Origin of the sequence: uncultured Campylobacter sp., from assembly GCF_938017705.1 — a bacterium.
Lineage (GTDB): Bacteria > Campylobacterota > Campylobacteria > Campylobacterales > Campylobacteraceae > Campylobacter_B.
The window spans coordinates 1-8,013 of the sequence record NZ_CALIIS010000169.1 but is presented as its reverse complement, the minus strand read 5'-3'; the positions used below and the strand labels follow the sequence as shown (position 1 = coordinate 8,013).

Genomic DNA, 8,013 nt, shown 5'->3' with positions numbered 1-8,013 from the left:
TTTTGCGGAGCCGTGGAATTTCAAAAGCTCCGCAAATTTAGCTTACGCTACCACCGAATGCCCGCTTCCAGCCAAAACTGCCTGCCCGCCTCATAGACTAGATCGAGCGAGGTATCGCTGCTAAGCCTTGCTTTATTGCGCTTATTTAGGACGTTGTAGATGTCTAAATTCGTAAAAAATTCCACCTCGCCCGCCATCTTTTTAGCGTATCCGATGCGCGCATCCCAGCTGTAGCTTTTGCCGAGATTTACCTTTTCGTATTTGTCGTATCTGGCAGGATACTTGCCCGCAGGCGTCTTGCCTGTGCGGGCGATCGCCTCTTGCGAGCCTTTAAACGATAGGAAGTTATTTACGCTAATGCCGTAGCTTGGAATTTTCGTGATGATATTTAGGCTCGCAGTCCAAGGTCTCGCATAGTCCTGCGCCGGAAGCTCCGATAGCCTCATCAGCTTACCGTCGTATTCGACGATTTTTTCATCTTCAAGCATTTCTCTATCAAGCTTCTCATCATAAATGGTGTTATTAGTCTTCATTCTGATATGCTCAAAGCCCAGCTCAAAGCCGTTTAGCGTACCGAAGGCCTCATAATCATCGATCGTTTTAACGCCGAAGGTTAAAATTTTATTTTCGCTTCTGCCGTCATTAGTAAAGGTTTGATAGTTGTTTTGGTAGTTCGGATTCGGCGCTAGACCTAGATCTCTTCGCGTAGATTTGATGATCTGATCCCTGCCCTTGCGGCTTACATATTTGCCGAAAAACTCGAAATTCCCGAGCTTTTGCTTTGCCCCGAATACCAGCTCATCCTCATAAGGCACCTTTAGCTCATTAAATTTAGTTAGAGACGGGTCTTTTGGCAGTTGCGTCCAGTTTTGAGTATAGGCATTGCGCGGGCGCGTGTAGGTAGTGGCGAGACCCTCTCGACCTTCTCTTAATTTGTAGGTAAAGAGATTGCGCCCGTAGTAGCGGTTTGCACCGAAGCTAAGGATCGAATCGCCGTCGCCGAAAATATCGTAGTAGCTGTTAAATCTCGGCGCCGCAGTCGTTTGCTTCATATAATCGTCCCTACTTAATCTTACGCCAGGTCGCAAGGTAAGATCGCCGATTTTTATCTCATCCTCCAGATAAACCGCCAAGCTCTTCATATCTACCTTGGTATTGCCCTTGTAATAGCTTTTCTGCGTAAGAAACTGGCCGCTGCTGCCGAACCTCGCAAAAGAATCGTCTATCGAACAGAGCTCGTCATTCGGATCGCAAGCATTTACGCCCGCAGGTAGCGATGCCGGTCGGCTGGCGGTCATAAATTCTTTTCTTACGTTAAATTTAGCCTCTTGCTTTTTAAACTCAAAGCCAGTGATAAATCTATGCTTGCTGCCGCCGAGATCAAATTCGTTAAACTCCAGATCTGCGTTGTATGAAAAGCTCTTTTGCGTCTGATCGAGATCCCCATAGCCGCCTTCCATTGCCGCAGCAGATAAAAATTTACCGCCCCAATTCTTTACGTTTGAGTATTGCCAAGCCCTGTAATATTCATTCTCCGCATCGCGCGAACTCTCGAGCTTGCTGTAGGATAAAATTTGATTAAATCTAGCAAAATCGCCGTCGTAGTCGGTTTTAAGCGCTAAATTTAAACCGCCCGATTTCATATCGGCGTAGGAGTCCTTGATGTGGTCGTTAAACATCTTGTTTCGCTCGGGCGCGTAGGTTACGCTCGGCGTGATAGTTAGGCGGTCGCTTGCATACCAGAGCGCCTTTAGGAAGTAGTTGTCAATATTTCGCCTCTGAACTCGCTCGGTGATGGTCGTATCGGCGTTGTATCTTCTGTCGTAGGCCTTGAGCGGAATTTTACTTCTAGTGTTGGTGTAGCCGAACATCAAGCCCAGATCCTCGGTAACGGTGCCCTCTAAATTTAACCTCGTGATCCACTTATCAAATCTCGGCTGATTTAGCGGCGTAGCGGAGTTTTCAAAGTTTTGCTCATCGCCGTAGATATGGTATCTAGTCCAGCTATCCTCGGTGTGCTGCATCGAAAACTTGCCGTGAAAGCCCGCGCGCGGATCTCGCGTCTTAGCCTCCACTACGCCGCCGGTAAATCCGCCGTATTTGGCGGAGATGCCGCTATCGTGCACCTCGACGCTTCGTAAGAAATCGCTATCGATCGCCATACCTTGCGAGACGGAATTCATCGTATCAAACGCCGAAAAGCGCGTAGGATTGCCGCCGGGGTTTCTAGCGGGATCGAGATCGTTATTCATATTCGCGCCGTCAAGCATAAAGTTGTTTTGCCAATACTTCGCGCCGTTGATACTGATATTTGCGGGGCTGATCTCGCCTAGCGTCGTGCTCTGGCGGTTTGTGGAGCTGAATTGCACATTTGGATTGGTACGCAAAAGCTGCACGAAGTCGCCGTTGCCGCTAGGCATCGACTCGATCATCGTCCTGCTTATTTTTTGCGTACCGCCATAGCTATCGCCGACGCTCGTCAGGCTAGAGTCAATGTTGCCGACAACTACTATTTCGGGAAATTTATAACTATTTGTCGTAGCAGCCGAGCTTCGTGCCTCCGAGCCTTCTTTGGTAACAACGCTTCTGGTTGCGTTATTTTCAGACGAATCCTGCGCGACGCTTAGGCCGCAAAGACACGCCGCGACTATTAAGGAGCGTGCAAGCCCCCCCCCGCAGCGATTTTGAGTGGATTTCTCGCCTTTTACGGAAGCGGAATAATTGCGGCCTGCGCCGCTTTTACATGGCTTACAGGCCCAAAAACCGACAATCATTTTTTCTCCTTTTTTTGAAAATAAAAATTAAGACTGAGGAAATTTAGCCAATAATATTTTAAATTTCAATAAAAGTGATAACAATTATATGACTTATGCAAACAATAGAAAAAATGTAACAAAATAGCGGTATATCGGCGAGATAAATCTATTCCAAAATAAAATTTATCTAAAATCTATGCGCGATGCAGATAGATTTAATTGAGCTTTATTCTTGAGTTCGTTTTTAAACTGCATAAATTTACGAAGCCGAAATTTGCCGTGCAAGCGCCGTTAAATTTAAACGCGCTTAGTAAATTTTCCCGAGTAAAATTTAAAGACGCCGAGCCCGTTAAAATTTCGGTGCATTTATCCTCACGGTTTCATCGGTGTCAAAAATATATGTCTGCGCCGCCTCCGCGATATCCTTCGGCGAGATGGAATTTATGATCTTTTCAAAGGTCTTAAAATCGGCGATCTCCTCATTCCAAAGCGCGTATTTTACGAGCGCGTCGTTCCAAAACTCAGGGCTTTCGCGAGCGGTACGCGCCGTGATGATCTGGGATTTTTTAAAATTTTCAAGATGCCGCGCTACGTCCGATCCGCCGCCTGCGATTTCTGCAAAAATTTCTCTAATTGCGGATAAAATTTGATCCGTATTTTGCGGCGCGCAGGAAAACGAAATATGAAGGCTAGAGTGCTCGTACGGGATGCGGCTTAGGCTCGAAGCGACCGAAAAGCCGTAAGTACGCCCCTCGTCTTCTCTGATGCGCTCTCTAAGTGCTTCCTGAAGCACCGAAGCTAGGGCGGAAATTTTTATCGCATTTTCAAGCGAGTGCGGGGCGGATCTATTTATCGCGGTAAGCGCAACGTCGCTTCTAGGGGAGTTTTGATAGTTACGCATAAAAACGTGCCGTCCGCTTAAGCTGCGAATTCCGTCGTCTTTAAAATCCTCGCGTTCGCCGCGAGCGGGCAGGTTCGCCAGATATTTTTTTATGAGGATTTCGGCGTCTTTTAACTCAAAATCGCCGCTAAGTACGAAAGTGTAGGATGCGGCGTTGCTAAATTTATCATAGACGATCTTTTTTAGCTCCTCCGCATTAAGAGCTTTGATCTGCGCGGCGCTTAGAGGGCGCATTCGCTCATTGCCGCCGTAAAAAAACTCGCTAAATTCCCTGCTAAATTTATACCCGGGCAGCTTCTCGTTTCGCGCAAGCTCGTCGAGCGATTTTATCTTTAAATTTTGCAGCGCCTTCTCGTCCGTGCGCGGAGAGCTAAGCTCTAAGTTTATCGCTTCCAGCAGCCATTTTAGATCCTGCGAGCCGCAGCTTCCGTAAAATCCGTGCGAGAATGCGGAGATGTTTTTGCGGTAATTCACCTGCCGCCCGCTTAAAATTTGCGAAATTTCATAATTGTTAAACTCGCCTGCGCCGCTTTCGTTTGAAAGCATCGCGGCAAAACTGCCAAGTCCCGGATGCGCCAGATTGGACATTCCGCCCCTGCTTACCGCGGCAAACGAGATGAAATCCTTGCGCGTCTTAAGCGGCTTTAAGATCACGGTCGCGTTATTTTCAAGCAGATAGGTATAAAATTTAAATCGCGGCTCAAAACTCTTGCTTAAAATTTTGCCCTCAGGCAGGTTTTTAGAAACCAAGCTACCCGGCAGCTTTTTATGCGCGGCATGCGTATTTATCGCCTTAGCGCCGCTTTGCAGCTTCTTAAATTTAGCCTCATCCAGATTATATCCTGAGCCGCTAAAAACACTTGCGTGCACCTCGCTTAGATCCGTAAGGCGCCTAAATTCTAAATTTAGCTCCTCTAGGCTGATCTCGCGCAGCAATTTTACCTCCAAATCACGCTGTTTTGCGGCGCTAGGCAGAACGGCTCCCGATTTTACGGCATAAAGAATCTCTCTTGCAAAAAACGCGGAATTCGCGCTTTTTTTGCGTTCGAAGGTGGTGTGCCGCGAGCTAATCAAGGCATCCTTCGCAAGGGCGAAATCGCGCGCATCAAAGCCGCTATCTCGCAGGCCTTTGATTAGCCCGAGCGCCTGCGAGATCGCGCCGTCAAAGTCTCCGCCCAAAACGGCGACGTCAAAGCTATAGATCGTTTTTTGAAACTGCAAATTCGATCTGGAAAAATTAACTCGCAGCAGCGCGCCTTCGCTAGCTTTTGCCCTCTCATAAATCGTAGAGATGAGGCTTGAGATAAGCTCGCTTTTTAAAATTTTTCTCGCATTCTCCTCGCTACTTGGGGGCGCAAATTCCTCCCAAAACGAAATTTTGACGGAATTTAGCGACGTTTCGTTCGTATCGTAATTGTAAATTTTCAAACCCTGTCTAGGCGGAATGCCCATATCCGGGCGGGCGTAGGAGTTTGTATTTTTAAGAGGCGAAAAATTTTGCTCTAGCAGTTTTAAAATTTTATCCCTTTTGAAATCACCCACGGCTATAAATTTCATAGATCTGGGCTGGTAAATTTTTTGATAAAGCTCCTTGATTTGCTGCACGCTTACGGATTTTACGACCGCCATATCGCCGATCGGCGCGCGATCAAAATAGGCGCTGCCGCCGTAAAGCTCCTCATCCATCCGCTCGTAAAGCCTCGCGATCGGCGTATCGCGGCTACGCGCCTCCTCGATTATGACGCCTCTTTCTTTCACGAGCTCGAGCGGATTAAACTCCACTCCGTCCGCAATCGAAGCAAAAATTTTAAAAACGTCCTTTAAATTTTCTTCGCTAACGGCGATATTAAGCGTGTAGATCGTGCTGTCGTAGCCCGTCTGCGCATTTACGTCGGCGCCGAATTTCACGCCCAGGCTCTGTAACTTTTTGATGAGCTCGTTTTTGCTAAAATCGCGGCTTCCGTTAAAGGACATATGCTCGATGAAATGCGCAAGCCCGCGCTCATTGGGGCCCTCATCGATCGAGCCCGCATCCACGATGAGATAAAAAACGGCGGAATTTTTAGGCACGGAATTTTCTAAAATATAGTATTTAAGCCCGTTTGGCAGCGCCCCTCGCAGGACGGCTCCGTCCCACTCAAGCGCAAAAGCTCCCGCACAAAGCAGTAAAAATAGTAAAATTTTTCGCATTTAAGCCTTTCAATTTTCTAGTAAAATTCGCTCGCAGATATTTTTGCAGACTTTTCTCTTTCGCCCTATCAAGCTGCCCGCCTGCGCTATTCTGCGCTATTTTTTAGATTTGCTCGCTTCGACCCGTCAGCCTGCGATATCTCTTAGGCTCGCTTACTTTTAACTTGGCTACTCGCCTGTTTGCTATGCCAACCCCGGTCCGCTTCGCAAGCTTACCGGCTCTGGCCCCATACCGAGCAGCTACTCTCATTTTGTGCATCGCCCAAATCGGCAAATGCATTGATATTTATCTGCGCGGCGGCGCGACAGCATGGCGGCGCGGACGCAAATTTTAAAATTTACTTGCACCAGGGCTAAATTTAAAAAGCACGAATCGGTAAATTTTAAAATTTTACGCCAAGCGCGGCGGGCTGCTAAGCTTTGAAATTCTATAGCCAAATTCCGCAACAGAGCCCACACGCTTTCATAGCGAGACGGACGAACATTTAATTTTACATCGCCCTATTCTCGCTACGCGCTGTTTTAGCACGTATCGATCAAACAAGCCACTAACGCGCAATCTTGGCATCTTCGCCGTATGCTATTCTGTTTCTCATCTATAAAGGCACCGCCGCAAACTGCCGTTTGCTGCAAGATAAAATTTTAGCCTAAAGAGCATTAAATGAAAATTAGTATAAATAAAATGTGAAATTTTGAAGTTAAAATGGAATTTTGGATTAGATTAAAATGGCCGGGAGATAGGGATTCGAACCCCAGGAGGCTTTCACCTCAACGGTTTTCAAGACCGCCGCTTTCGACCGCTCAGCCATCTCCCGATTAAGGGCGGGTGGACCCCGCCGTAGGTTCGCGCAGATCAAGACCTGCGCGCGCAATTCATTCGGTTTTTTCTCCGACCCACTCGGCGCCGTTGTGAACCTTTTCTTTGGTCCATTGAGCCGCATTGTGTGAGTCCTCTTTTACGCCGTGCCAAGTATTAGAGCACCCGCTAAAAACCATCAATGCCAAAAGAGCCGCTAGTATGTATCTCATAATAACTCCTTTTTAGGATCTGGAGGCGACACCCGGATTCGAACCGGGGATCAAAGCTTTGCAGGCTCATGCCTTACCACTTGGCTATGTCGCCGCGCCGGCTTATTAGGTGGTGCCCGGAGCCGGACTTGAACCGGCACGGAAAAAATTCCGAGGGATTTTAAGTCCCTTGCGTCTACCGATTCCGCCATCCGGGCACGTTTAATACAAAAACAGAATGTAAAATGGAGCGGGAAACGAGAGTCGAACTCGCGACATCAACCATGGCAAGGTTGCGCTCTACCACTGAGCTATTCCCGCGCAAAGAAATGAAATATTACCCAATGCAAGCTTAAAATTTCATTTTATAGCGGCTTTTGCGGAGAAAATTTTGGCGTAGCTCCGGAATTTAAAAATTTTGTAAGTAAAATAATGTAAAATTACAAAATCTTTATTGGGGTTATAGCTCAGCTGGGAGAGCGCTTGAATGGCATTCAAGAGGTCGGCGGTTCGATCCCGCTTAACTCCACCATTTAAACTATTTTTAAGTTTTAATCACTTCTTTTAGATCTCTTTTACTTCCTTTAAATACCGATATTTAGGGCTTTTTAGTAATTTTTGATTATTTTTGTTTCTTTTTATGTTATAATTGTTTTAAAATAATTCAGTTAGTTATTAGGTTAGTTAAAAACCTATTTACAGAAAGAGCGATAAATATCGCCCAAAAGCCCTTTGGCGCATATATCGCACAAAAACGAAAAATGGTATAAGCGAGAGCTATATCGCAAAAATCATTAAGATGAACGAAAAATATATACTTCCATCTTTTGACGAGCGCGATATAAAGACGATGAAATATAGTGATATTTTAGAATTTTGAACCAAAATAATCCGAGTACTAGTCGTCTCGAAACGCTTCATCGCCTAATAAACGATATAGAAAAGTCTTTGCAATAAATTAAATTTTAATGGAAGGAGAGATTATGTCAGTTGAAGAAGATGGCGCGGCATTTATAGATGAAGATTACGTAAATATCGTGCCGCAGGATCTTTTAGAGCGCGGTATACGCTTAAGGGAAGAGTACGGAATTTATGATATCGCTTGGAGATTTGACGATGTAATGAAGGTGCTAAAAATCACAAGAGGCAAAGGTATGA

3 protein-coding genes and 5 tRNA genes are annotated in these 8,013 nt (G+C 46.2%); 1 reads left to right on the top strand and 7 read right to left on the bottom strand.

The window, feature by feature from the left end; genetic code table 11:
* Positions 1 to 47: 47 nt before the first annotated feature.
* The 7 genes from Q0605_RS08065 to Q0605_RS08035 all read right to left on the bottom strand — a co-directional run bounded on the left by Q0605_RS08065 (position 48) and on the right by Q0605_RS08035 (position 7,176).
* Entirely contained in the window at positions 48 to 2,774 is a 2,727-nt protein-coding gene (locus tag Q0605_RS08065) for a TonB-dependent receptor plug domain-containing protein (RefSeq protein WP_298705937.1), read from the bottom strand.
* Positions 2,775 to 3,105: 331 nt separating this feature from the next.
* Entirely contained in the window at positions 3,106 to 5,847 is a 2,742-nt protein-coding gene (locus Q0605_RS08060) for a M16 family metallopeptidase (protein ID WP_298705935.1), read from the bottom strand.
* A gap of 727 nt (positions 5,848 to 6,574) precedes the next feature.
* A tRNA-Ser gene (locus tag Q0605_RS08055) sits at positions 6,575 to 6,662 on the bottom strand.
* Between the two features lie 58 nt (positions 6,663 to 6,720).
* Entirely contained in the window at positions 6,721 to 6,876 is a 156-nt protein-coding gene (locus Q0605_RS08050; protein ID WP_177387338.1) for a hypothetical protein, read from the bottom strand.
* Between the two features lie 20 nt (positions 6,877 to 6,896).
* Positions 6,897 to 6,970: transfer RNA gene (locus Q0605_RS08045), tRNA-Cys, on the bottom strand.
* A 16-nt stretch (positions 6,971 to 6,986) separates the two neighbouring features.
* Positions 6,987 to 7,073: transfer RNA gene (locus Q0605_RS08040), tRNA-Leu, on the bottom strand.
* Between the two features lie 28 nt (positions 7,074 to 7,101).
* Positions 7,102 to 7,176 (bottom strand) — tRNA-Gly (locus tag Q0605_RS08035).
* Positions 7,177 to 7,311: 135 nt separating this feature from the next.
* Between Q0605_RS08035 and Q0605_RS08030 the strand changes: the two genes are divergently transcribed.
* Positions 7,312 to 7,387: transfer RNA gene (locus Q0605_RS08030), tRNA-Ala, on the top strand.
* Positions 7,388 to 8,013 lie beyond the last annotated feature (626 nt).

Excerpts from the sequence above, each read along its gene's own strand:
- Q0605_RS08065 (WP_298705937.1), bottom strand. The coding sequence starts at position 2,774 with ATGATTGTCGGTTTTTGGGCCTGTAAGCCATGTAAAAGCGGCGCAGGC.
- Q0605_RS08050 (WP_177387338.1), bottom strand. The coding sequence starts at position 6,876 with ATGAGATACATACTAGCGGCTCTTTTGGCATTGATGGTTTTTAGCGGG.
- Q0605_RS08060 (WP_298705935.1), bottom strand. The coding sequence starts at position 5,847 with ATGCGAAAAATTTTACTATTTTTACTGCTTTGTGCGGGAGCTTTTGCG.